Source organism: Streptomyces sp. NPDC102360, from assembly GCF_044766085.1.
Classification (GTDB): domain Bacteria; phylum Actinomycetota; class Actinomycetes; order Streptomycetales; family Streptomycetaceae; genus Streptomyces.
The window spans coordinates 112,247-136,461 of the sequence record NZ_JBIWLG010000003.1; the positions used below are offsets into that span (position 1 = coordinate 112,247).

21 protein-coding genes are annotated in these 24,215 nt (G+C 72.3%); 9 read left to right on the plus strand and 12 right to left on the minus strand.

What is annotated here, in order from left to right; genetic code table 11:
* Positions 1 to 48: 48 nt before the first annotated feature.
* Positions 49 to 1,329, minus strand: a complete 1,281-nt coding sequence (locus tag ACIRHA_RS14780; RefSeq protein WP_403844748.1) for a low temperature requirement protein A — start codon at positions 1,327 to 1,329, stop codon at positions 49 to 51.
* A 189-nt stretch (positions 1,330 to 1,518) separates the two neighbouring features.
* On the opposite strand from ACIRHA_RS14780, the gene ACIRHA_RS14785 reads away from it, so the two are divergent.
* Entirely contained in the window at positions 1,519 to 2,031 is a 513-nt protein-coding gene (locus tag ACIRHA_RS14785) for a hypothetical protein (RefSeq protein WP_403844750.1), read from the plus strand.
* Between the two features lie 113 nt (positions 2,032 to 2,144).
* The gene (locus ACIRHA_RS14790) at positions 2,145 to 2,879 is read left to right on the plus strand and encodes a dienelactone hydrolase family protein (RefSeq protein ID WP_403844753.1); all 735 of its coding nucleotides are present in this window, start codon (positions 2,145 to 2,147) and stop codon (positions 2,877 to 2,879) included.
* A 69-nt stretch (positions 2,880 to 2,948) separates the two neighbouring features.
* On the opposite strand, the gene ACIRHA_RS14795 is transcribed toward ACIRHA_RS14790, so the two are convergent.
* Both ACIRHA_RS14795 and glsA read right to left on the minus strand, forming a co-directional pair.
* Positions 2,949 to 4,169, minus strand: coding sequence for a 4-hydroxybenzoate 3-monooxygenase (locus tag ACIRHA_RS14795; RefSeq protein ID WP_403844756.1), 1,221 nt, complete (start codon positions 4,167 to 4,169; stop codon positions 2,949 to 2,951).
* Between the two features lie 15 nt (positions 4,170 to 4,184).
* On the minus strand, positions 4,185 to 5,990 hold the full coding sequence (glsA, locus tag ACIRHA_RS14800) for a glutaminase A (RefSeq protein ID WP_403844758.1): 1,806 nt from the start codon (positions 5,988 to 5,990) through the stop codon (positions 4,185 to 4,187).
* 83 nt (positions 5,991 to 6,073) lie between these two features.
* Between glsA and ACIRHA_RS14805 the strand changes: the two genes are divergently transcribed.
* Complete coding sequence (locus ACIRHA_RS14805; RefSeq protein ID WP_403844760.1) at positions 6,074 to 6,658, plus strand: DinB family protein; 585 nt, start codon at positions 6,074 to 6,076, stop codon at positions 6,656 to 6,658.
* Here ACIRHA_RS14805 and ACIRHA_RS14810 read toward each other — a convergent pair.
* Both ACIRHA_RS14810 and ACIRHA_RS14815 read right to left on the minus strand, forming a co-directional pair.
* On the minus strand, positions 6,655 to 8,463 hold the full coding sequence (locus tag ACIRHA_RS14810; protein ID WP_403844762.1) for a TIM barrel protein: 1,809 nt from the start codon (positions 8,461 to 8,463) through the stop codon (positions 6,655 to 6,657). The genes ACIRHA_RS14805 and ACIRHA_RS14810 overlap by 4 nt on opposite strands.
* A gap of 137 nt (positions 8,464 to 8,600) precedes the next feature.
* Complete coding sequence (locus ACIRHA_RS14815) at positions 8,601 to 9,515, minus strand: shikimate dehydrogenase (protein ID WP_403844764.1); 915 nt, start codon at positions 9,513 to 9,515, stop codon at positions 8,601 to 8,603.
* A 139-nt stretch (positions 9,516 to 9,654) separates the two neighbouring features.
* On the opposite strand from ACIRHA_RS14815, the gene ACIRHA_RS14820 reads away from it, so the two are divergent.
* Positions 9,655 to 10,320, plus strand: a complete 666-nt coding sequence (locus ACIRHA_RS14820; RefSeq protein WP_403844767.1) for a TetR/AcrR family transcriptional regulator — start codon at positions 9,655 to 9,657, stop codon at positions 10,318 to 10,320.
* Positions 10,321 to 10,470: 150 nt separating this feature from the next.
* Positions 10,471 to 11,829, plus strand: coding sequence for an MFS transporter (locus ACIRHA_RS14825; RefSeq protein ID WP_403844770.1), 1,359 nt, complete (start codon positions 10,471 to 10,473; stop codon positions 11,827 to 11,829).
* A gap of 25 nt (positions 11,830 to 11,854) precedes the next feature.
* Here ACIRHA_RS14825 and ACIRHA_RS14830 read toward each other — a convergent pair whose 3' ends face one another.
* Positions 11,855 to 12,157: a YkvA family protein gene (locus ACIRHA_RS14830; protein ID WP_403844772.1), complete on the minus strand. Its 303-nt coding sequence runs from the start codon at positions 12,155 to 12,157 to the stop codon at positions 11,855 to 11,857.
* Positions 12,158 to 12,301: 144 nt separating this feature from the next.
* Between ACIRHA_RS14830 and ACIRHA_RS14835 the strand changes: the two genes are divergently transcribed.
* On the plus strand, positions 12,302 to 12,472 hold the full coding sequence (locus ACIRHA_RS14835; RefSeq protein WP_403844774.1) for a hypothetical protein: 171 nt from the start codon (positions 12,302 to 12,304) through the stop codon (positions 12,470 to 12,472).
* 25 nt (positions 12,473 to 12,497) lie between these two features.
* On the opposite strand, the gene ACIRHA_RS14840 is transcribed toward ACIRHA_RS14835, so the two are convergent.
* Positions 12,498 to 12,998, minus strand: a complete 501-nt coding sequence (locus ACIRHA_RS14840) for a DUF5709 domain-containing protein (protein WP_403844776.1) — start codon at positions 12,996 to 12,998, stop codon at positions 12,498 to 12,500.
* Positions 12,999 to 13,265: 267 nt separating this feature from the next.
* Between ACIRHA_RS14840 and ACIRHA_RS14845 the strand changes: the two genes are divergently transcribed.
* Positions 13,266 to 13,619, plus strand: coding sequence for a Ser-Thr-rich GPI-anchored membrane family protein (locus ACIRHA_RS14845; RefSeq protein WP_403844778.1), 354 nt, complete (start codon positions 13,266 to 13,268; stop codon positions 13,617 to 13,619).
* Here ACIRHA_RS14845 and ACIRHA_RS14850 read toward each other — a convergent pair.
* Positions 13,594 to 14,814, minus strand: a complete 1,221-nt coding sequence (locus tag ACIRHA_RS14850; RefSeq protein WP_403844781.1) for an MFS transporter — start codon at positions 14,812 to 14,814, stop codon at positions 13,594 to 13,596. The two genes, ACIRHA_RS14845 and ACIRHA_RS14850, sit on opposite strands and share 26 nt — an antisense overlap.
* A gap of 26 nt (positions 14,815 to 14,840) precedes the next feature.
* Here ACIRHA_RS14850 and ACIRHA_RS14855 point away from each other — a divergent pair, with 26 nt between their 5' ends.
* Entirely contained in the window at positions 14,841 to 15,659 is an 819-nt protein-coding gene (locus ACIRHA_RS14855; RefSeq protein ID WP_403844783.1) for a helix-turn-helix domain-containing protein, read from the plus strand.
* 61 nt (positions 15,660 to 15,720) lie between these two features.
* On the opposite strand, the gene ACIRHA_RS14860 is transcribed toward ACIRHA_RS14855, so the two are convergent.
* The 4 genes from ACIRHA_RS14860 to ACIRHA_RS14875 all read right to left on the minus strand — a co-directional run bounded on the left by ACIRHA_RS14860 (position 15,721) and on the right by ACIRHA_RS14875 (position 21,076).
* Entirely contained in the window at positions 15,721 to 16,059 is a 339-nt protein-coding gene (locus tag ACIRHA_RS14860; RefSeq protein ID WP_403844786.1) for a hypothetical protein, read from the minus strand.
* Positions 16,056 to 17,753 carry a cytochrome c oxidase subunit I gene (gene ctaD / locus ACIRHA_RS14865; RefSeq protein ID WP_403844788.1) on the minus strand — a complete coding sequence of 566 codons (1,698 nt, stop codon included), beginning with the start codon at positions 17,751 to 17,753 and terminating at the stop codon, positions 16,056 to 16,058. The genes ACIRHA_RS14860 and ctaD overlap by 4 nt, the downstream gene beginning before the upstream one ends.
* A gap of 123 nt (positions 17,754 to 17,876) precedes the next feature.
* Positions 17,877 to 20,606: an FUSC family protein gene (locus ACIRHA_RS14870; protein ID WP_403844791.1), complete on the minus strand. Its 2,730-nt coding sequence runs from the start codon at positions 20,604 to 20,606 to the stop codon at positions 17,877 to 17,879.
* The gene (locus tag ACIRHA_RS14875; protein WP_403844794.1) at positions 20,603 to 21,076 is read right to left on the minus strand and encodes a MarR family winged helix-turn-helix transcriptional regulator; all 474 of its coding nucleotides are present in this window, start codon (positions 21,074 to 21,076) and stop codon (positions 20,603 to 20,605) included. Before ACIRHA_RS14875 ends, ACIRHA_RS14870 begins: the two co-directional genes overlap by 4 nt.
* Before the next feature lie 518 nt (positions 21,077 to 21,594).
* Here ACIRHA_RS14875 and ACIRHA_RS14880 point away from each other — a divergent pair.
* Positions 21,595 to 24,192: an ATP-binding protein gene (locus tag ACIRHA_RS14880; RefSeq protein ID WP_403844797.1), complete on the plus strand. Its 2,598-nt coding sequence runs from the start codon at positions 21,595 to 21,597 to the stop codon at positions 24,190 to 24,192.
* Positions 24,193 to 24,215: the final 23 nt, after the last annotated feature.

Here is a 24,215-nt window from a genome sequence, read left to right on the forward strand (position 1 = left end):
TCAGCCGGTCTGCGGTTCAGCCGGTCTGCGGTTCAGCCGGTCTCCGGTTCAGTCGGCCGTCGCAGGCTCGGGCTCGCCTCGCCGTGCCCGCCACACCACCGGCCAGCCGACCGCGACCACCGCGAGCACCACCGCGGACCCGGTTCCGAGCCCCTCGGACACCGACGGGCCCTGGCCCACCGTGAGCAGGCCCGCCACCACGAGGGCCGGCAGCACGGCCCCCGCCGTCCACCGCCACCCTCGGCCGGAGGCCCACGCGCACACCCCCGCGGTCAGCAGGAGCAGCGCGACGACGGCGCCGAGCAGCATCCGCGCAGGCGCCGGCAGGGCACCGTCCGCGTCGGCCACCGCCCTGCCGAGCACGGCCGCGAGCGCCGCGACGGACCCCGCGAACAGGCAGTGCAGCGGCAGCACCAAGTGCACGGGGAGCGCCTCCGGGGCCAGCAGCGGCAGCCCGTGCGCGCCGCCCAGCAGCGCCAGCGCCCACACGAGGACCAGGATGGCGAAGGCACCGACGGCGACGATCCGCACCGAACCGTTCCACCGGGCCTCCCCGGCGGCGTCGACGGACTGGACGAGCCCTTCGCCGAGGACGATCAGGACGAACAGGCCGAGGCGCTCGGAGAGGTGCGTGAGGTCCGCGGTCACCAGCTCGGGCTTCATGAGGGCCCGGCGACCGCGCTCGCCGATACCACGGGCCGGGCGCCCGGCATCACTTCTGCTCGCTTCCTGTTCGAGGCGCCGCTCCACGCGTTCCTTCGCCTGGTCCCAGTGCTCGTCGACCGCCTCCTGCATCGCGCCGCGCGAGACCCGCACCATGACGGCCAGGTCGATGGCGAGCCCCAGCGCCCACAGCCAGAGCCGGGCGTCCCCGCCGACCCACAGCGACACGATCCACGGCACCAGTCCGCCGCTGAGCTGGAGAATCGGCAGATCGACGACCACTTGCCCCGGCCGGTTCGCCGCACGGGACGCGATGACGCGTACCACCACGTAGGCGAGGGCGAACGCGAACGCCTTCTCGTCCGACTCCCGCACCCCGGGCACGGCCGCGGCCATCACGGCCATCCCGAACATGGCGACGATGACGACGAGTGTGCGCGCCCGGTCCTGGGCCACGTTGGCGTACATCGTGAACATCACCCACGTCAACCAGAACGCCAGGAACAGCAGTCCGTACTCGCCCAGTGCCGCCCAGGACGGACCGGTGTGCAGCAAATGGGCCAGCTGCCCCACCCCCGCGACGACGATCAGGTCGAAGAACAGCTCCAGCCAAGAGGCGTGGCGTTCGTGGACGGGTTCGTCCACCGCGTCGAGAGAATCCGGCATAGCGGAATTATCCACACAAACAGCACGCTTGGCGTGGAGTCTCGCGTGCCGTTTCTCCGCCGCGTTCTGGCATGTGCCATCTGCGAAGTCCGCACCCTGGACGGCGGTCATGGCCAAACCTTCACGGAGCGGGTTCGCCGGATTGATGAATCCGCTGACCAGACACGGCAGTTGACGTATGGTCACCCAATGGACGGAGCGCAGTGGTTGGCCTCCTGTCACCGAAAGCCGAGCGACGCATATGCCGCATGGGACCGGTCGCCGTATCTGGCGAAGCTCCCTGCGGGCCGCGACTGGGACGCCTTACGCGTGCAGCAGCCGCTCGGTCTGACGGTGTTGTGGGAGCTGGGCGATGAGGCGGACGCCGTGCCGGTGCTCGAGGAGCATGCCAAGCCGCGCCCGGTGTTCTACATCCTCACGCGCCCGGACCTGGCGGGCGCCCCGGTCTGGCCCGAGACGGAGGACGTGCGGATGCTCACCGCCGGCGAGGACCTGTCCATGCCGTCCCCCGACGCCGACGGCATCACGGGTGTGCGCCACCACTCGTTCCTGTGGCGCACCGCGCCGGACGGCAGCGGCAAGCTCGTCGACCCCGAACTCTTGCGCACCGCCCTGAAGTCGGCCCTCGACCCCGGTCGGCAGGCCGAGCGGATAAGAGCGGCCCGCGCCGTCTTCTGGGCGAGCAAGCGGCACAGCCACTGAGCTCCCCACTCCCTGGACACCCGCGCGGAGGGCCACCGCGGCGGACAACTGTACTGTGCACTGGTATTCAGTTGATCCAGGAAGGATGATCCGCCATCGCCACCAGCAGGACAGTGCAGATTCCCACCGCGGACGGCCGGGCCGACGCCTTCGTCGCCTTCCCGGACGACGGCGCCCGGCACCCGGGCGTACTGCTCTACATGGACGCCTTCGGCGTGCGGCCCGTGATCGAGGAACTGGCCCGCGAGCTGGCCGGGCACGGCTACTACGTGCTCGTGCCCAACGTCTACTACCGGCGCGGGGCCTCGCCCGTCGTCGAGCTTCCCGAGCACATCAGCGAGGAGAACCGGCCCGAGGTCTTCGGCAAGCTGATGCCGCTGCTCCAGGAGCACACCGCCGAGCGCGTCCTGAGCGACGCCGAGGCGTACGTCGACTTCCTCTGCGCCCAGCCCGAGGTCGCCGAGGGCCCCATCGGTACGACCGGCTACTGCATGGGCGCCGCGCTGGCGCTGCGCACCGCCGCGGCCCACCCCGACCGGGTCGGCGCCGTCGCCGGCTTCCACCCCGGCATGCTCGTCACCGACGCCCCCGACAGCGCGCACCTCTCGGCCGGCAAGGTCGCCGCCCGCGTACACCTCGGCCTCGCCGAGGGCGACCTTGCACCCGAGGCCGTCGCCGAGCTCAACAAGTCCTTCGAGTCCGCCGGGGTCGAGCACTCCATCGAGCTCTACCCCGGCACCGTCCACGGCTTCACCATGGCCGACACCTCCGCCTTCTCCGCGGAGGCGCTGAAGCGCCACTGGGACCGGCTGCTGCCACTCCTCGACGACGCCCTGCGGGCCGGCTGAGAGCTTCACACGGTACGGGCGCGGCGTCCGGCGGCGTACACACTTCGCCGCCGGCGCCGCGCCCAGCCGTCAGTACTCCTCCGCCGCTCCCAGATACTGCTCCGCGAACGCCGTCGCCGCCGCCCGCGACGTGCACAGGCGGCGCAGCCTGGCCAGCGTCGTGCCCGTGCGGAACGGGTCACCGAACGACGCTCCGTGGTAGACCTCCGACAGCCACTGCGAGAACTCCTGGTAGTCCCATACGCGCCGCAGACATGCCTCGCCGTACCCGTCGAGACCGCCGCTGTCACCCGCCGTGTGCGCCACGATCGCGTCCGCCAGGAGGAACGCGTCGTGCAGGGCGAGGTTGAGGCCCTTGGCCGCGATGGGGGCGACGAGGTGGGCGGCGTCCCCGGCCAGGAAGAGGCGCCCGTACGTCATGGGTTCCGTGACGTAGTCGTGCATGTCGAGGACGCGCTTCTCGATCAACTCGCCCTCGGTCAACGGCATGGCACCCTCGGCGGCGAGGCGCCGGCGCAGCTGCGTCCACACCCGTTCGTGCGACCAGTTGTCCGGGTCGTCGCCGGGCGGACACTGCAAGTAGTAGCGGGTGACCTCGGGGCTGCGCGGCATCTGCCCGGCGAAGCCCTCCTCGTGCATGCCGAACAGGACGCGGTCCGCCGACGGCGGCGCCTGGGCGAGCAGCGCCAGCCACCCGATGCCGTAGTCGTGCCGCGCGACCCGGACTCGGCCGGCGGGGATCGCCTCGCGCGTCACCCCGCGGGCCCCGTCGCACCCGGCGACGAACTCGCAGTGCAGCAGCCTCCGTTGACCGGTTTCGCCGCAGGTGTACGAGACACTGGGGCGCTCGCCCTCTAGGTCGTGCAGGCGTATGTCGCGGATGCCGAAGCGGATGTCCCCGCCGCGCACGTCGGCGTACTCGCGCACCAGATCGGTCACGAGCAGCGGCTGGGGGTAGACGAAGTGGTGGTGTCCGGTCAGTTCGGTGTACCCGAAGCGGTGTCGCTCGCCCGCGAAGCGGAACTCGCACGCCGTGTGCCGCTCCGCGCGCTTGAGCAGTTGCGCGGCGAGTCCACGCCGGTCAAGGGCCCGCACCGCCCACTCCTCGATGACGCCGGCCCGCGGCCGCCGCTCGATGAACGTACGGCTCTCGCACTCCAGGACCACGCAGCCGACGCCCGCGGCCCGCAGGACGTTCCCGACGGTGAGCCCGGCGGGGCCCGCGCCGACGATCACCACCGAAGTCCTTTGCGAAGACGACGAGTTGGGGCCGGTCTCCGCGTCGGTCATGCGGCCCATTATGGGTCAGGTGACGTCCCCGCGGTCCACCGTCTCCGCGCCCTCCAGCGGCGCCCGCTCCAGGAACGCGACCGCGTCGGGCTTGCGCTCCCTCAGGCGTCGGAAGCCGGCGGCGGTGAGGGTGCGGCAGCGTGTGTCGCGTTCGGCGAGGACCTTGCGGGTGCGGCGGGGCGGGAAGTCGGCGGGGGTGAGGGCGGCGCCGGGGCCCGCCGACCAGGTGCGACGGGTCGCCGTGACCGTGTCGGTGGTGTCGGCGCACACGGCGAGCCGTCCGGACTCCACGTACCAGAGGACGATCCGGTCGAGCGGTACCGTCTGCGGCGGCGCGACGGACTCGCCGGCCGCCAGGTCCAGGGTGTCGAAGGCCTCGGCGAGCGCCGCGCGCAGGCCGGGGTCGGCGGCACCGAACAGATCGCAGTCCGCGAGCGGCACGGGGGCGTCCGGGTCGAGCCCGATGCCCGTGAGCAGCTCGTCCTCGCAGGCCTCCAGAGCCCGGCCGAGGTCGGGGAACTCGTCCGTGGTGCGGGTCAGCGCCTGCCGCTCGTCCGGGTCGGCGAGCACCATGCGCAGGTCGCGCGTGCGCAGCTCGTCGGCGAGACCGCGCAGCAGGTCGGCGGCGACCGGTTCGATGCGGCCGACGCGGGTGAGGTCGAGCACGAACCAGCCGACGGCGTCCGGGAGTTCGAGGGCGGCGCGCAGGGTCTGCTCGGCGGTGGCGAAGTCCAGATCGCCCTGGAGGACGTGGACGCGGATCCGCTCGGTGCGGGCGTCGAGTGCGGCCCGCTGGGCGCGGGTGCGGTGTCGCAGGGAGCGCAGCGGCGTGGGGTGCAGGGAGCGCGGCGGCAGCGGCCGGCGCTCGGGAGCCGTGGCACGCATCAGGTGCAGCCCGAACTGGTCGGAGATCAGGTGGCAGGCGGCGATGCCGCGCACGCTGTTGCCCTTCTCCTCAAGGGGCGGGCTGAACACGCCGATCCCGAACTGGCTCGGCAGCGCCACCCCGATTCCGCCGGACACCCCGCTTTTGGCGGGCATCCCGACGCGCAGCATCCACTGCCCCGACGCGTCGTACATGCCACAGGTGGCCATGACGGCGAGGACGTGCTGGGCGTGCCGGCTCGCGACGACGCGTTCGCCGGTGACCGGGTTGATGCCGCCGCCCGCGAGGGTCGCGTGCATCACGGCGAGGTCGTCGCAGGTGACGAGGACGGAGCACTGGCGGAAGTAGACGGCGAGCTCCGCCTCGACGTCTCCGGTGAGCGAGCCCGCGTTGTGCATGAGGTAGGCGAGGGCGCGGTTGCGGTCGCCGGTGGCGCACTCGGAGGCGTACACGGCCTCGTCGACGGCGAGGGTCCGCCCCGCGAAGGCGCCGAGCCCGCTCAGGATGCGCTCGAAGCGGGCCTTCGGGGTGTCGCCCGCGACGAGTGAACTGGTCACGATGGCACCGGCGTTGACCATCGGATTCGGTGGCCGCCCGGTGCCGGCCTCCAGGCGGATCGAGTTGAACGCCTCACCGCTCGGCTCCGCACCCACCCGCGACAGGACGTTCTCCAGGCCGTGGTCGGCGAGCGCGAGCGCGAACACGAAGGGCTTCGACACGGACTGTGCGGTGAACCGGACGTCCGTGTCCCCGCTCCCGTAGACCCGCCCGTCGAGGGTGCACAGGCTGAGGCCGAACAGGCGCGGGTCGACGCGGCCGAGTTCCGGGATGTACGAGGCGGGCTCGCCGTCGTTCAGATCGCGCAGCCGCAGCCGCACGCCGTCGAGGAGTGCGGTCAGCGGATCGTGTGCGGAGGCTTCCGGCTCGTGTCCCATCCCGTCCATCGAAGCCCATGAGGTGCGTCGCTGCCTGTCGAAAACCTCTGTTCCCCGCCTGTCCGAGGCAGCAGAGTGAGCGCATGACCGACAGCGATCACAAGAACGATCTCCTGCGCTATCTCCAGGAGGCCCGCGACGCCCTGCTGTGGAAGCTCGACGGGCTCTCCGAGTACGACGCCCGGCGCCCGCTGACGCCCACGGGCACGAACCTGCTGGGCCTGCTCAAGCATCTGGCCGGGGTGGAGCTGGGCTACCTCTGCGACACCTTCGGCCGGGCGCACGGCGAGCCGCTGCCCGACCTCACGGACGCCGCGGACCAGAACGCCGACATGTTCGCGACCGCCGACGAGTCCCGCGAGGCGATCATCGAACGCTATCGGCGGGCCTGGGCGCATGCGGACGCCTCGGTCACGGAGCTACCCCTGGACACCGTCGGCACGGTGCCGTGGTGGCCGAAGGAGCGCAACCAGGTCACGCTCCACCACGTCCTGGTCCGGGTCCTCTCCGACACGCAGCGCCACGCGGGCCAGGCCGACATCCTCCGCGAGGGCCTGGACGGCCTGATCGGCTACCGCCAGGACAACGACAGCCTGCCCCCACTGGAGTGGGAGCGGCACCACGCCCTCCTGGAGGAGATCGCCCGCAAGGCCGCCGACAGGCCCTAGTTCGGCGCGTGCTGCGCCGCGAGTCGAACCGGCGCGTTCTGCGCCCCGTATCCCTCGTACCCGCCCTCGCGCTGGGCCAGTTCGAAGAAGACACGTCCCACGGTGCGGGTGTAGCAGTGCCGGAAGGTGCCGTGGGCGTCGCGGTCGTAGAGGATGCCGAGTTCCTGGTACGTCTCCAGCTCGCCGGGGGCGAACTCGAAGCGCGCGGCCAGGTCGTCGTAGTAGTTCCCCGGCATCGGCAGCAGGTCCCCGCCCGCCGCGCGGAAGCGGCGGGCGGCCGCGACGACATCGCTGGTGGCGAGGGCGATGTGCTGGGCCCGGTCCTGGTCCTCACCGGGACCTGGGCCCGCCCCGAGGGCGATACGGACCGCGCCGTCGGCGGTGGCGACGGCGCGGCTGCGCAGCAGTCCGTACGGATCGGCGACGTCGACGCTCGCCCGTGGTTCGAGGCCGAGCACGCTGCGGTGGAACAGGGCGGCCTCGTCGAACTGGTGCCAGGGCTGGGTGAGCTGGAGATGGTCGATGCCGGTGATGTCGGTCTCGGCGGGCCGCTCCCCCGTGGGCTCGAAGTCCCGGATCCAGCTGGGGAGTTCGGGGCGGTCGGTGGCGCAGAAGAAGAGTTCGGTGCCGTCGGGCGCGGCGACGGCATCGAGGAGTACGTCGCCGGTACCTCGGCGGCGCGGCAGAACGGGGGCGAGCAGGGCCTCCGCGCGGCGGGCGGCGGCGGCCGGGTCGGGGGACTCCAGGCCGACGGCGGCGAGGACGGTGCCGTCGCGGCGCGCGGCGGGCCCGGTGTTGAGCAGCACGCGGGCCTCGCCCTGCTCCCACAGGTCGACCGGCTTGCCGCGGTGGCGTCCTGTGCGGGTGAAGCCGAGGGCGGCGAGGAGGTCGGCGGCCGGGGCGACGTCGGGGGTGACGAGTTCCGTGAAGGCGACACCGGTGGGCACCACGGGCGCGGGCAACTCGCCCTGCCCCACGACCTCCTGAAGGCCGACCGCCTCCTGAAGGGCGAGCAGCGAGCGCAGCGCGTCCACGGCCGCGGGCCCCGCCTCGGCCTGCCGGAACACGTCGTTGAAGATCTCAAGGGACAGCGGCCCCCGGTACCCGGCCCGCAGCACGTGCCGCAGCAGGCCCGCGACGTCGAGGTCGCCCTGTCCGGGGAAGCAGCGGTAGTGGCGGCTCCAGCGCAGGACGTCCATGTCGAGCAGGGGCGCGTCGGCGAGCTGGAGGAAGAAGATCTTGTCGCCCGGGATGTCCTCGATACCTTCCAGGTCCTTGCCCTCGGTGCCGCGGGCGAGGATGTGGAAGCTGTCGAGGCAGGTGCCGAGCGCCGGGTGGTCGGCGGCCTCGACGATGCGCCAGGCGTGGTCGTACGTGTTGACGTGCCGGCCCCAGGCGAGCGCCTCGTAGGCGACGCGTACGCCGAAGTCGCCGGCCCGCTCGGCGAGTCGGCGCAGTTGCTCGGCGGCGAGCGCGTCGTCGCCGATGGAGAGCGGCGAGACGCTGGAGCAGACGAGCACGGTGTCGGTGCCGAGGCGCTGCATGACCCGGAACTTGTGCTCGGCGCGCCGCAGGTTCTGGGCGAATACGTCCTCGGGCACGGCCTCCATGTCGCGCATCGGCTGGTACAGGTCGATGCTCAGGCCGAGGTCGGCGCAGCGGTCACGGACCTCTTCGGGGGTGAGGGGGCTGGCGAGCAGGTCGTTCTCGAAGATCTCGACGCCGTCGAAGCCCGCGCGGGCGGCGGCGGTGAGCTTCTCGGTGAGCGATCCGCTGAGCGAGACGGTGGCGATGGAGGTGCGCACGGGGCTCCTTCCGGAGGGGGCGGGTCGGCGGGGCGGGCGGCGGCGGGGGTTGAAAAGATCGGGGCTCTGCCCCGTACCCCGCTGCTCAATCGCCGCAGGGGCTTAATGAGCTCAATCGCCGCAGGGGCTTCATCAGCTCAATCGGCGCAAGGGGTTGATGTGGCTGTTTGCAGCGTGCCCTCCGCGCCCGCCAGTTCGGCGAAGTGGGTGAGCATCCGGGCGGCGTCCGGCTCGCGCCCGGTGAAGAGGCGGAACGCGTCGGCGGCCTGGAAGACGGCCATGCCGCCGCCGTCGAGGACGGCGCAGCCCAGGGCGCGGGCGGTGCGTACGAGTTCGGTCTCCAGCGGCCGGTAGACGACCTCGGCCACCCACAGGGCGGGGTGCAGCAGTTCGGCGGGGAACGGGAGGCCGGGGTGGGCGGCCATGCCGGTGGGGGTGGCGTGCACGATGCCGTCGGCCTCGGCGAGGTGCGCGGCGAGTTCGTCCGGTCCTGCGGGCACGGCGCGGCCCTCGCCGAAGTGCCGGTTCAGGGCGGCGGCGAGGGCGGCGGCCCGCTCCGGCAGCGCGTCGACGAGCACGATGCGGCCGGCGCCCAGGGTGAGCACCGCGTGCGCGACGGCGGCGCCCGCTCCCCCTGCGCCGAGCTGGACGACGCGCTCCATGCGGGCCTCGGGCAGTCCGCGGGCGAAGGAGGCGGCGAACCCGGTGACATCGGTGTTGTGGCCGATGGCGCGGCCGCCGTCGAAGACCACGGTGTTGACGGCGCCGAGCGCCGCGGCCTGCGGCGACAGTTCGTCGAGGTGCTCGATGGCGAGCTGCTTGCAGGGGTGCGTGATGTTCAGACCGTCGAATCCGACGGTGCGGGCGGCCCGCAGCAGCTCCCCCACGTCCTCGGGCCGTACGCCGAGTTCGCCGATGTCGAGGCGCCGGTACAGATACCGCAGGCCCTGTCGGTCGGCCTCCCGCTCGTGCAGGGCCGGGGAGAGCGAGGGACCGATGCCCTCGCCGATCAGACCGACGAGATAAGAGTCCTGGGGAGAGTCCTGGGGCACGGGGGTCCTCCTGGCCGAGCGTCACGCTTAATGTACGAACTGGTTCGTTACTCATATCAAGCCCCGCCCCCTCCTGGGAAGGGCCGCACGGCAAGGGACTGATCCGAACAGGTCCCCGAACGGCTCCTACAATCGCCGGATGACCACTGTCGAAGAGCCGGCGCGTCGCGCGGGGCGCATCCGCGACGCGGCCCGCACCAAGGCCGAGATCCTCAAGGTCGCCACGGAGGAGTTCGCCCGCGCCGGGTACACGGGCGCCCGCGTCGACGAGATCGCGGCCCGCACCCGCACCACGAAGCGGATGATCTACTACTACTTCGGCGGCAAGGAGCAGCTGTTCACGGCCGTCCTGGAGCGCAGCTACGCGGTGATCCGGCACGCGGAGCGGGACCTGGACGTCGAGGACCTCGACCCGGTCGCCGCGATCCGGCGGCTCGCCGAGCTGACCTTCGACCACCACGAGCAGCACCCCGACTTCATCCGCCTCGTGAGCATCGAGAACATCCACGACGCCGAGCACATCACGGCGTCGGAGACGATCGGCTCGCTCAACTCGCCCGCGATCGACGTGATCGGCCGGATCCTGGAGGAGGGCCGGGCCGAGGGCATCTTCACGGCGGACGTGGACGCGGTGGATCTGCACGCCATGATCAGTTCGTTCTGCTTCTTCCGGGTCTCCAACCGGCATACGTTCGGCGCCCTGTTCGGCCGCGACCTGACGGCGCGGGACCGCCGCGAGCACTACCGCACGATGCTGGGCGACATGGTGATCGCGTACCTGACGGCGGGCGGCGAGCGGCGCTGATCGGCGCGTACGTCCTCGTCGCAACCTCTTGACAGGCGGGAAACACGGGCGCAACATCGCTGGCCATCAGCTACTAACTATCCAGTGGGTTAATTAATCCGGCCGACTCCGGTCCGCCGGGTTGATCCGCCCAGCCCTCAAGGAGCCCGCGTGTCCGTCCCCGCAGCCTCGCCGCGCGCACCACAGGGCCAGCCCCGCAAGGCGGCATTCGCCGCCTGGAGCGGCAGCGCCCTCGAGTACTACGACTTCTTCATCTACGGCAGCGCCGCCGCGCTCGTCTTCCCGAAGGTGTTCTTCGACGAGTCCGATCCGGCCGACGCCACCCTGCTCTCGCTCGCCACGTTCGGCGTCGCGTACGCCGCGCGGCCCGTCGGCGCGTTCTTCCTCGGTCACATCGGCGACCGCCTGGGCCGCCGCAAGATCATGGTGTTCACGGTCGTCCTGATGGGCCTGTCGACGTTCCTGATCGGCTGTCTGCCCACGCGCGAACAGGTCGGCGGGTTCGCGCCGTTGCTGCTGGTGCTCTGCCGCATCATGCAGGGAATCTCGGCCGCCGGTGAGCAGTCCAGTGCCGGTTCGATGACCCTGGAACACGCGCCGGAGGACCGGCGCGCGTATTTCACCAGTTTCACCCTCAACGGAACCCAGGCCGGGCAACTCCTCGCCACCATCGTCTTCCTGCCGATCGCGGCGCTGCCCGAGGACCAACTCCTGTCCTGGGGCTGGCGGATCCCCTTCTGGCTGAGCCTCGGCGTCGCCGTCGCCGGCTACGTCATCCGGCGCTCGCTGGACGAGACTCCCGAGTTCGCCCGCAAGGCACAGTCCGGCGAAGTCGCCAAGATGCCGCTGGCGGTGCTCTTCCGCGACCACTGGGTGGACGTGCTGCGCGTGATCGGCGGCGCGATGGTCGCGTCCGTGAGCACCATCTTCACGGTGTGGGCCCTGTCGTACGCGACGAGCGACGCGGTCGGCATGGACCGCTCCGCGATGCTGTGGGTCGGCGCGCTCGCCAACCTCGTGGCGCTCGCCGCGATCCCGCTGTGGGCGCGTCTCGCCGACCGCATCGGCCGCCGCCCCGTGTTCATCACGGGCGCCGCGGGCAGCGCGCTGCTGATGTTCGGCTACCTGTGGGCGATCTCCACGGGCTCGTACGCGCTGACGTTCGTGCTCGGCATCCTGGCGTTCGGCGTGGTCTACAGCGCGGCCAACGCCGTGTGGCCGGCCTTCTACGGCGAGATGTTCCCCACCCGCGTACGGCTCTCGGGCCTGGCGATCGGCACCCAGATCGGCTTCGCCATCTCCGGTTTCGCGGTGACGTTCGCGGCGCAGATCGCGGGCCCGGGCGGCGACAACTGGGGCGCGGTGGCCCTCTTCACGGCGGCGCTGTGCGTGCTGCCGGTGGTGGCGGGGCTCACGGCGCGTGAGACGGCGAAGGTACCGACCGCGCAGCTGGGCGAGCGGGACGCGGATACCGCCCCGCTCAAGGAGGCTCCGGGCGCGGCGGTCTGACCGCGTCCGCCGCCGGCGCCGGGCTTCACGGAGTGGGGGTCCGGCGCTCTCCTGTGCCGATGCCCGCCTTGCGCGCGGCGCTGTGCAGCGCCGTCAGGGCCACCAGCAGTACGCCCATGTCGTCGAGGTAGATCGGGTCCGGCAGCAGGTCGATCGGGGAGATCGTGTAGACGACCGCGGCCCAGAACAGCGCCTTGTTCTGCAGCGGGATGCCCGCGTCGGCGAGCAGTTTGCGCGCCTTGAAGACCCGGACCAGGAGCACGGCGGCGGCCACCAGCATCGCGAGTGCCGCGATCGCGCCGACAACGATCCACGCGGTGCTGTCCATCTTGGTCCCCCTCGAGCCGAAAGAGCGAGTACTCCCAGGCTAGAGGGTACGGAGCGGGGCCTCCCCCACGTGCGACGTACGGCTCGCCGGGCGAGGATGTGATCCGAACACACAAGCGGGGGTCGTGAGGAGGAGGGGCCGGCAGTGCTGATCTTCGTGGCCATGATCCTTGGAGGGATCGGCGTGGTCTGCATAGGCATCACGGCGCGGCGGATGGTGACGGGCGATGTCGCCCTCGGCCCGCCGCTCCTGGCACTGGTGACGGCCTTCGCCGCGGCCGCCCTGATGCTGGCCGCGACGGCCCTCGGCCAGTGACCCGGGGCGCGGTCCCCCGCGGACCTCAGGTCTCTTCGTCGTCCACCACGTGCATGGCGGCCTCCTCGGCCGATGCCGCGCCCCCGCCGTAACCGGCGTCCCTGGCCAGCATGTCCTTCTCGGCGTCCTCATGGGCGCCCTCGTCCGGTGCGACCAGGCGGCCCGCGCGCTCCGTGCCCACCTCTGAGTCCTGAGGTTCGCCGTCGCCTTCGTTCAGATCGCCCACGCCGTCGCCGTCCTCCCCACCGGACTCCAGCGTCTCGTACGCGTCGACGACGGGGTCGGGCCGCTCCTCGGCGAGGCGCTCGTCGAGCGTCTCGCCGGCCTGCCGCTCCGCCGCCGTGTTGCCGCTGTGCTCGACGGCCAGTGGGCGCTCGGGCGGCGACCATCCCTCGTCGTACGGGTCGACGCCACGGTCGTTCAGGGTGTCCTCGACCTCGAGGATGCCCTCGTCGTCCCGCACGTCGGGGCCCGAGGGCTGATACACCTCGTCGCCCATGGCCGAGGAGTCGCTGCGCTCGGTCATGTCGAATCTCCTCGTGTCGTCGTCTGCGTGCTCCGTGTCACATATCCAGCGTGCACCCATAAGCGCCGCCCGGCCGCTTCGGGGGGGGGCCTCGCGCGCGTGCGCGACAATGCGCCCGCGCGCCGGGCCTGTCCCGCCGACGCCACCGGTTCGGGGACAGCACTGTCCCTCGGGGGTGGGGCCGACGGCCGAATGCTCGGGTCCGGCCGCGATGGCGGGAAGGGATCCTCTGTCCATCCCATCGATCCGACGGAACGAGGTCGTCGCATGCGCCGCACCGGATTCCTCTCTCTCGCCGCCGCCCCGCTCCTGGCCTTCGCCCCCATGGCCGCACCGGCCCAGGCCCTGACCGTCACGGAGCCCGCAGCGGACTCCGTGCACACAGCGGGCGCCAGCATGTTCGTCACCTGGCACAATCCCACCGGCCAGAAGCTGGACATGTGGCTCGTGCGGGGCGATGCCGACCGCGTCGTACGGCTCGCGTCACGGCTGACCGCGGCGCCTCGCAGCGAGACGTCCACCGTCCTGCCCAATGTGCCGGACGGCAACGGCTACGCGATCGAGCTCGTGAGCCGCGACGGCGCCGAGCACGGCTTCAGCCCGTCCTTCGCCGTGGGCTGACCTCCTGCCGCGCCTCGTCCCGCGCGCGCAGCGGCAGCACACCGACGACGAGTCCGGCCGCCGCCGCGACCATGCCGGTGACCACGACGCCCGGCCAGCCGCCCGCGGCCCACGCCACGGTGCCGACCAGTGAGCCGAGCGCGATCCCGAGGAAGCGCAGCGTGAAGTACACGGTGTTGAGGCGGCTGTGCACGGCCGGGTCGAGGGCGAACAGGACGGTCTGGCAGACGGCCTGGCCGCCCCACACGCCGACGTCGAGCACGATCACGCCGACGACGAGCGCCACGAGCGAGCCGCCCCCGGCGGGCAGCATGACCAGCCAGCCGACCAGCACGAGCGCGGTCAGCAGGGCGATCGCCCCGCGCCTGCCGAGCCGTTCCGCGCTCCGGCCCGCGTACGGCGAGGCGAGCGCGCTCACAGCGGCGACGAGGCCGAACATCCCGGCGGCGGTCGACCCGAGCCCATAGGTGTCCGTGACCAGGAACGTCAGGGTCGTCCAGAAAGCGCCGAACGCGATTCCCACCAGCGCCCCCGACACCACGACCCGCGCCACGAGTGGATGGCCGGCGAGGCCGGGCAGCGAGGCGAGCGCCGCCCGGTACGAGGCGGGGGCGCGCCCCTGCGTCCTGGGCAGCCGGCGGGTGAGCACGCCCATGAGCACCAGCGTGAGCAGGCAGGACGCGACGTACACGGTGCGCCATCCGGCGATCTCGGCAAGGGCACCGGCGTACGCGCGCGAGGCGAGCACCCCGACGAGCAGGCCGCCCTGCACCGCGCCGACGGTGCGGCCGCGGCCCGGCCCGCCCGTGCCGTCGTCCGCCAGGGCGACCGCGAGCGGGGTGATCAGCTGCGGCACCGGCGAGCACAGCCCGACGGCGAAGCTCGCCACCACGAGGAAGGTCACCGAGGGGGCGAGGGCGCAGGCCGCGAGGGCGACGGCGGAGGCCGTGCCGAGGGAGAGGATGATGCGGCGCCTGTCGTGGCTGTCGCCGGCCGGGACGACCAGCAGGATGCCGAGCGCGTAGCCGAGCTGGGTGGCGGTCGGCACCGCGCCCAGCGCGTCGGGGGATGTGCCGAGGGAATCGGCGACCGGGCCGAGGATCGGCTGGCAGAGGTAGACGTTCGCGGCGGTCGCGGCGCAGGTGACCGCGAGGAGGACGGTCAGGGCTTGGGTTCTGGGAGGTGCGGCGTTCACATACCGCGACGTTAGGGCGCCGATCGATGGCACACTTTCGTCATCTGGCCAATACCTATCGAGAGTGCGCCATGTACGGCAAGAGCGAGAATCGGGACGACTACCAGGACGTGCCGCGGCCCCTGGCCGCGATGGCCCGTGACCTGGCCGACGGGCATCACATCCCGCCGCACCAGCACCGTCGCGCTCAACTGATCTACGGCATGACGGGCGCCATCACCGTCACCACCGGGCACGGCACCTGGGTCGTCCCCGCCACTCGCGGCGCGTGGCTTCCGGGCGGGCTCATCCATGCGATGACCTGCGCGGGAGCCGTGGCCATGCGGACTCTGTACATCGCCACCGACACGGCCGTGAGCCTGCCCGACACGCCCACCATCGTGTCGGTCTCGCCGCTGCTCCGCGAGCTGATCGACGAGGCGACCCGGATCCCGGTGGAGTACGACCGCGAGGGCCGCGACGGCGTCCTGATGAACCTCCTGCTGCACGAGCTCGCCCCGCATCCGGTGCCCGCGCTGCACCTGCCGACGCCGAAGGACGACCCGCACCTGGACGCGCTGTGCGCGGCGATCCGGGAGCGGCCGGACGAGCGCTGGACCACGGCGCAGGCGGCCGCGCACACGCATCTCAGCGCGCGCAGTCTGCAGCGCCGGTTCGCCGCCGCGACGGGAATGAGCCTGGCCCGCTGGGTCCAGCAGGCCAGGCTCATCCACGCGGTGACGCTGCTCGCCAGGGGCGTGCCCGTCACGACGGTCTCCGGAGCGGTCGGCTACGCGACGCCCAGCGCGTTCACGGCGATGTTCCGCCGAGCGCTGGGCACACCGCCGACCGCGTACTTCACGTGAGTACGCACGCGTACGTCACGTGAGCACGCACGCCTACGTCACGTGAGCGCGTACATGTACGTCACTTGAGAGCGACCAGCGACGCCAGGCCCATCAGGCCGACGAGGACGCCGCCGCAGAGGCCGACGCAGCGCGCCTTCAGGCGCTCGTAGCGCTTGTCGTACTCGGTGCGCAGCTCCGCGGCCCGCGCCACGATCTGGCCGAGCGCGGCCCGGTGGAAGACGAGGCGCTCCTCGACGAAGACGCGCCGCACCTCCTCGCGCTGCGCCCCGGTGAGCCATTCGAGCCGGTCGGTGAACGCCTCGGCCTGCGTATGGGCCTCGGTGACCTTCGAGTTCCACAGCAGATAGCCCTCCATCTGCTGGATTCCCGCGCTCACGTCGTGCTCGGTGCCGGTCATGCGGACGCGTCCTCGTGCCGGTTCTCGGCGTGGTCGAGGGCGGCGACGCCGGGGTGGTGCAGGTCGAAGGCCGGTGACTCTGAACGGACGCGGGGCAGGGTGGTGAAGTTGTGCCGCGGCGGCGGGCAGGACGTCGCCCACTCCAGCGAACGGCCGTAGCCCCACGGGTCGTCGACCTCGACCTTCTTGCCGTACTTGGCCGTCTTCCAGACGTTGTAGAAGAACGGCAGCATCGACAGGCCCAGCAGGAACGCGGAGATCGACGAGATCGTGTTCAGCGCGGTGAAGCCGTCGGCCGCGAGATAGTCCGCGTAACGACGCGGCATGCCCTCGACACCCAGCCAGTGCTGCACCAGGAACGTCCCGTGGAAGCCGACGAACAGCGTCCAGAACGTGATCTTGCCGAGACGCTCGTCGAGCATCTTGCCGGTCATCTTCGGCCACCAGAAGTGGAAGCCGGCGAACATCGCGAAGACGACGGTGCCGAACACCACGTAGTGGAAGTGCGCCACCACGAAGTACGAGTCCGAGACGTGGAAGTCCAACGGCGGGGCCGCCAGGATGACACCGGTGAGACCACCGAACAGGAACGTCACGAGGAAGCCGACCGACCACAGCATCGGTGTCTCGAAGGACAGGGAGCCCTTCCACATCGTTCCGATCCAGTTGAAGAACTTCACGCCCGTTGGCACGGCGATCAGGAACGTCATGAAGGAGAAGAACGGAAGCAACACACCACCGGTGACGTACATGTGGTGCGCCCACACCGTGATGGACAGACCGGCGATCGCGATGGTGGCGCCCACCAGGCCCGAGTAGCCGAAGATCGGCTTGCGCGAGAACACCGGGATGACCTCGGAGACGATGCCGAAGAACGGCAGGGCGATGATGTACACCTCCGGGTGCCCGAAGAACCAGAAGAGGTGCTGCCAGAGCAGCGCGCCGCCGTTGGTGGCGTCGAAGACGTGGGCACCGAACTTGCGGTCCGCCTCCAGGGCGAACAGCGCGGCCGCGAGGACCGGGAAGGCCAGCAGGACCAGCACACCGGTCAGCAGCACGTTCCACACGAAGATCGGCATGCGGAACATCGTCATGCCGGGCATGCGCATGCAGATGATGGTCGTGATGAAGTTGACCGAGCCGAGGATCGTGCCGAAGCCGGAGAAGGCCAGGCCCATGATGGCCATGTCGGCACCGATGCTCGTCGTGTGGATCGCGTCCGACAGCGGCGCGTACATGAACCAGCCGAAGTCGGGACCGCCCTGCGGGGTGAGCAGTGCGGCGGCCGCGATCAGCGAGCCGAACAGGTAGAGCCAGTAGGCGAACATGTTCAGCCGCGGGAACGCGACGTCGGGGGCGCCGATCTGCAACGGCATGATCCAGTTCGCGAAGCCGGAGAACAGCGGCGTCGCGAACATCAGCAGCATGATCAGGCCGTGCAGCGTGAACGCCTGGTTGAACTGCTCGTTCGCCAGGATCTGCAGGCCGGGGCGGGCCAGTTCGGCGCGCATGAAGAGCGCCATGATGCCACCGACGACGAAGAACGCGAACGAGGTGATCAGATACAGCGAGCCGATCGTCTTGTGGTCAGTGGTGGTGAGCCACTTGATCACCACCGCACCGGGTCGCCGCGCGTGTGCGGTCTCCGAATCCGGTGCCTCGGCACTCGCCGCCGCGCTCTCCAGGGACGTCATCAGGTAGTCGCTTCCTTGGCCGGTGTATGACAGGACACCACCACGACTAGCGGACGCCGGAACGGGAAGCGGGGACACGCGCGCCCGCGTGTCCCCGGTTCCCTCGAATGCAGCAGCGGACCGTCAGTGCGACAGTCGGATGTCGTGCTGTACGACGCCCAACGTGTCCTCCACCCTGACCAGTTCGGCGCGCGGTGTGTGCTGCGACGCAGAGATCACGAGGGTGTGGGTGCCCGCGGGCAGCCCCTCCACCGCGTAACTCCCCTGGTTCACCGCGGCCTTGGCGAGCCGCTTGCCGCGGGCGCTGATCACGGTGATCCAGGCGGGGCAGCCCGCGGGATGCTCGGCACACTCCACCCGACCGGTGACGCGGGCCCGGCCCACGGGCTCCGGCTCGCGACGCTGCTGTGGGACGTCGGCCTGCGGCGTCGGTGCCGGCTTGGGCGCGGCGGCCGGTCGAGCCAGAGCCTGCGGTTGCGGCTGCGGTTCCGGTCGCGGTTCGCCCCAGGCCGCCATCACCGCGCGCGTGCGGCGCTGCATCGGGGACGTGGGCCGCTGCGCGGTGCCGTTCCCGGTGGCGACGGGCAGGCCTGCCTGCTCGGCGTACGCGGCGAGCGTCTCGTCGAGGGCGTCGAGTTCGCGCAGCGCCGTGTGCAGGCGCTGGGCGCGCTGCCCGGACCTGGCCGGGGCCAGTTCGCTGCGCAGCTCCCGCAGGAGCGGGCTCACCCTGCGGTACGTGCCCTCGGGCTCGCCGGTCGCGAAGAACCGGTCGAGTTCCTTGAGGGACGCGGTGACCGTGGCGGTGACGAGGCGGGCGCGTTCGACGAGCCGCGGCGGCAGATCCACGTCTATGTCGGCGGCCGAGGCCAGGGCGCGGGCGTGGCCCGTGGCGGAGGTCAGCAGGGCGACGCGGTGCTCGGCGGCCGGGCCGCTGACGCCGACCGGCATGCGCACGAGCGGCTTGGCGACGGCCTGCACCTGGAGCAGCGCCGCGTCCACGGCGCGCGCGGCGCCCCGCAGCCGCACCGGGGTGTCGGGCTGCGTCCAACGCTGCTCGACCTGCGCGACGACCTGCGCCAGTACGTCGACGTAGCCGCGCTCGGCCTCCTGGACGACGGTGCGGCGGGCCAGCGGGAAGATCAGCGCGGCGCAGGCGGTGGCGACGAGGACGCCGATGCCGTTGTCCAGGAGCCGCTCGCCGAGGAGGTGGTCCATGCCGCTTTCCGGCGTGGTCATGGCGTACAGCTGGCACAGGGCGACGACGAGGCCGACGACCCAGCAGGCGTAGGCGCGGGCCATGCCCCAGGCGCCGAAGGTGAGTCCGGCGACGATGATCGCGAGCGTCCAGTAGACGTGGTCGCGGCCGACGAGGTGGACGAGGAGGATGCCGAGGACGGCGCCCACGACGGTGCCGACCATGCGGTGGCCGAACTTCCGCAGCCGCTCGTGGGTGGTGTTGGTGCCGAACAGCGTGATCATCACGCCGACGAGGCCCCAGTAGAAGCGGTGCGGGTCGATGGCGTCGGAGATCGGTACGACGATCGCGGCGGCCACGGCGGCGTGCGCGGGGACCCGGATGTACGGGATGGCGCGGCGCCAGCCGGACTCGGTGGTGCCGGCGAGCGCCTTGCGGGTGGGGCCCGCGGAGCCGGGCAGCCGGTTGTTCTCCAGGGCGACGGTCGGCTTGAACGGCACCTCGGCCTTGCCCGCGACGGCGCTCGCGCCGAGCGTGAGCCAGTTGTGCAGGGCGCGGGCGAGGGAGTCGAGGAGGTGACCGACGCGGCGCGCGAGCACCGCGGCCTCCACGTCCTCGGCGGGGGCGGCCGGGTCGGCCAGGACCGCCTCGGCGCGCTCCTGGATGTGGGCGGCGGCCGGCTGAAGGCCCTCCGCCTCGCGTATCGGGGTGTCGCGGGCGAGCACGAGGCCCACGGCGAGCGCCTCGCGCAGCTGCTCGGGGACGGGCAGCCGGGTCAGTTCCTGGACGGCCTGGCCGATGCCGCGCAGCGCGAGCTCGGCGTCGAAGAGGTGCCGGTGCAGAAGCTCGGCGGCGTCCGGGTCGGCGGCGACCTCGGGCTGGGCGAGGCGGCCGTCGATCGTGACGGTGGTGATGTTGAGGCGGCGCAGCGAGCGGTCCATGCGGCGCACGGCCCGCTCCTGGTCGGCGTCGGGGTCGACGGCGTCCACGGCGGCGTCGGCGACGCGCCGCGCCTCGACCACGAAGGCGCGCTGGGTGCGCAGCAGGTCCTCGCGGGGCATCGGGTAGCACAGCAGGAGCCGCGTGACGAGGACGGCGGCGGCGGACACCAGGGCGACCGCGAACGCCTTGCCGACGAGCGCGACGGGGATGCCCGCGAGCATGCCGACCATGAAGCCGTTGAACAGCATCATGCCGGTGACCAGCGGGATGGACCCGAACCTGGCGAGCAGGAAGGTCACGGCGAGGGCCGCGATCATCAGCACCATCTGCGGCACGCGCTCGCCGTTCATGGTCGCGCACAGCCACAGCGCGGCGGTGTACGGGAACGGCATCCACAGGATCGCGCGGGCGAGGCGGTCCCAGGTGTTCTCGGCGACCGCGAAGGCGCTCATCAGGCCCATCATCCCGGCGACCATCATGCCGATCATGTCGGGGATGCCGAGCGCCTCGGCCATCGCGTAGCCGACGGCGAGCGCGGTCACCATGGCGACGAGGGTGCGCCAGCCGGTCTGCAGCTGACCGAGACCGGGGTCGGCCGCGAGGACCCAGTCCCACCATCTGCGGGGCCCGGCCACGCGGTGGGGTGCGAGGTCGGCTCCTGGCGGGGCTTCGGTCGCGACGGCGTGCTGGTCCGGCAGGGTGCCCGGGGTGGTCAACTGGCCTCCGATTCGATGGCGTTCAACAAGATGGCGAGCGCATCCCGCGCGGTGGACACCGCACGCTCCGGGTCGTCGACGGCGCCGCCCTCGAGCGAGGCCAGCAGGGCGGCGGCCATTCGCTGCCGCCCCGTTTCGAGCAGGGCGCGTCCCGCGGGCGTCAGGGAGGTGTCGACGGCGCGCCGGTCGTCCTCGCAGCGCCGCCGCTCGACGAGCCCGGCCTCCCCCAGCTTCTGGAGGAGCACGGTGACCCGAGGCTGTGCCATGCCGGTACGGGCGGCGAGCCCGGTCACCCGGGACGGCCCGTCCTCCAGCGCGTCGAGCAGCACGACCTGGCTGCGCGTGAGCCCGAACTCGCCTTCCCTGAAGAGGGACTGCCCGAGCTGGGCGATCCCCCGCAGAAGCCCTCGGGCAGCGCCTTCGATGCGCTGGGCCTCGGTGGCGTCGACGGGCCCCGGAGATAGATGCATATAGAAAGAATATACATGAGCCCTACACGGGACCGATGCGCGGGGGCTGGGTGGGCAGATCAAGCCCCTGCGGCGCTTGAGGCGCGGGTACGGGGCAGAGCCCCGATCTATCGAGCCCCGCCGGCGCTTGACGCGCGGGATCCGGGACCGAGCCCCGATCTATCGAGCCCCACCGGCGCTTGACGCGCGGGATCCGGGACCGAGCCCCGATCTATCGAGCCCCACCGGCGATTGAGGCGCAGGGTCCGGGGCAGAGCCCCGATCTATCGAGCCCCGCCGGCGCTTGAGGCGCAGGGTCCGGGACCGAGCCCCGATCTATCGAGCCCCACCGGCGCTTGAGGCGCAGGGTCCGGGACCGAGCCCCGATCTATCGAGCCCCGCCGGCGCTTGAGGCGCGGGGGCCGGGGCGGAGCCCCGTGACCGCAACCACGCGTGGCCGCACGCACCGCATCCCGCGATAGACGTATCCGCCCCGCCACCCGCTCCCGCCGGAGCCCACCTGGTGCGAGGATCCTCGTATGGACGGGGGGATCCTCGAGCGGGATCTCGAACTGGGGCGACTGGCCGACGCCGCCCGGGACGCCGCACGCGGTGCCGGTTCGGTCACGCTCGTCCTCGGCGAGGCCGGCATCGGAAAGTCGTCCCTGGTCCGCGCGCTGCCCACCGTGCTGCCACCCACCGCCCGCCTCCTCGTCGGACACTGCGACGACCTGGCCACCGGCCGCCCGCTCGGCCCGCTGCGCGACCTCGTCGGCAGCGTGGGCGCCGATCTGGCCCGCGCCGTACGCGACGCCGGCGACCGGCACCGGATCTACGAGGCACTGCACGCCGAGCTGGCCGGCGCCCCACGTCCCGCGGTGCTCGTCGTGGAGGACGTGCACTGGGCGGACGAGGCCTCGCTGGACGCGTTGCGGTATCTGGTGCGCCGCATCGAGCGGCTGCCCGCCGTGCTCGTGCTCACCTACCGGGACGACGAACTGGGGCGCGGGCATCCGCTGCGTCAGCTGCTCGGCCAGGTGTCCGGCGCGGCGCGCGTGCACCGCCTGCCGCTCGCCCCGCTGTCGCGCGCGGCCGTGGGCAGCCTGTGCGCGGCGGCCGGGCTCGATCCGGCGCAGGTGTACGCGGTGACGTCGGGCAATCCGTTCTTCGTGGCCGAGGTCGTGGCGGCGGGCGGCACGGGCGTCGTGCCGCCGACCGTGGTGGACGCGGTGCACGCCCGGCTGCGCCGCCTCGACGACACCGCGCGGGACGCGCTGGAGCAGCTGGCCGTGGTGCCCTCGGCCGTGGAGCAGTCACTCGTCGACGCGCTGCTGCCGGGCGGCTTCGAGGCGCTCGCGGCGGCCGAGCAGGGCGGGCTGCTCGTGGTGGCGCCGGACCGGGTGGCGTTCCGGCACGAGATCATCCGTCGCGCCGTGGCCGACTCGCTGCCCGCGGCCCGGCGGATCGCGCTCGACCGGGCGGTGCTCGCCGCGCTGGTGGCCGAGCCGGGCGCCGACCGCTCCCGGATCGTGCACCACGCGGCGGCGGCCGGCGACCTCGACGCGGTGGCGCGGTACGGGCCCCGGGCCGCCCGTGACGCGGCGCGGGCGGGCGCGCACCGGGAGGCCGCAGCGCACCTGCGCCTCGTCCTGCGCCGGCGCGAGCGCCACGGCGCCGCCGAGCTGGCCGATCTGCTGGAGCAGTACGCGATCGAGAGCTACACCATCGGCGACTCGGACGCCGCCGTCACCGCGCAGCGGGAGGCGGTGGAGCTGCGCCGCGAACTCGGCGAGCCGCGGGCGCTCGGCGCGGATCTGCGCTGGCTGTCGCGGATCCACTGGTGGGCGGGCGACGCGACGGCGGCGGAGGCGGCCGCGCGCGAGGCCCTCACGGTGCTCGAACGGGCCGGTGACGACCGGCTGTTGGCGCTCGCCCTCAGCAATACGGCGCAGCTGCGGATGCTGTCGGACGCGTACGCCCAGGCCGTCGAGTACGGCGAGCGGGCCATCGCGCTGGCCCGCAGGGCAGGCGATCCGGCGATTCTCGCGCACGCGCTCAACAACGTCGGCGCGGCGCGCTGGCGGGACGGGGACCCGTTGGGGCAGCGGCAGTTGGAGGAGAGCCTGGCGGTGGCTCTGGACTCGGGCGAGGTGGAGCACGCGTGCCGCGCCTACGCCAACATCGTGTGGTCACTCATGGACGATCTCCGCTTCACCGAGGCGGACCGGCACCTCTCCCCCGCCATCGACCTCGCCGACCGCGCCGAGCACCTCGGTTTCCTCACCTATCTTCAAGTCGAGCTGGCGCTGCGGAAGTTCGCGGCGGGCGACTGGGCGGAGGCCGAGCGGTACGCGCGCCTCGGCGCGGACGTCTTCCCGCCCGCCCGCTGCCCCGCACTCACCGTCCTCGCACGCGTCCGGGTGCGGCGCGGCGAGCCCGGGGGCGGTGAACTACTCGACCAGGCCTGGCGGATCGCGGTCGGCACCGATGAGCTGCAGCGCCTCGGCCCGGTCGCGGCGGCCCGCGCGGAGGCCGCGTGGCTGCGCGGCGACCGGGCAGGCGTGCTCGCCGCCGCCGGGCAGGTGTACGAGCGGGCCCGGCGGCTCGCCGCACCGCAGCGCTACGAACTCGGCTACTGGCTGACGCGGGCGGGCAGGCCCGCACCGCACGACGGCGCGACCCACCCGTACGCGCTCCAGGCCGCGGGCCAGTGGGACAAGGCCGCGGAGCTGTGGCACACGGCCGGCTGTCCGTACGAGGAGGCGGCGGCGCTCGCGCAGAGCCCCGACCCGGCCGTCAAGCTGAGCGCGCTCACCGCCCTGGACGCACTGGGCGCGGCGCCGCTCGCCCGCCTGGTCCGCGCCGAACTCCGCGATCTCGGCGTACGCCACGTCCCCCGAGGGCCGTACGCGGCAGCGCGCGGCAACCCGGCGGGGCTGACCGGCCGTCAACTCCAGGTGGTGCGGCTCCTGATGGAGGGGCTCACCAACGCGGAGATCGCCGAGCGCCTCGTCCTCTCGGTGCGCACGGTCGACAACCATGTACGCGCGGTCCTGGAGAAGCTGGACGCGCCCACCCGGCGCCGGGCCGCCCAGCGGGCGGCGGAGATCGGGCTCACGGCGTCCGGCGAAACGTAGGTACCCACCCGGCCGAGGTGGGT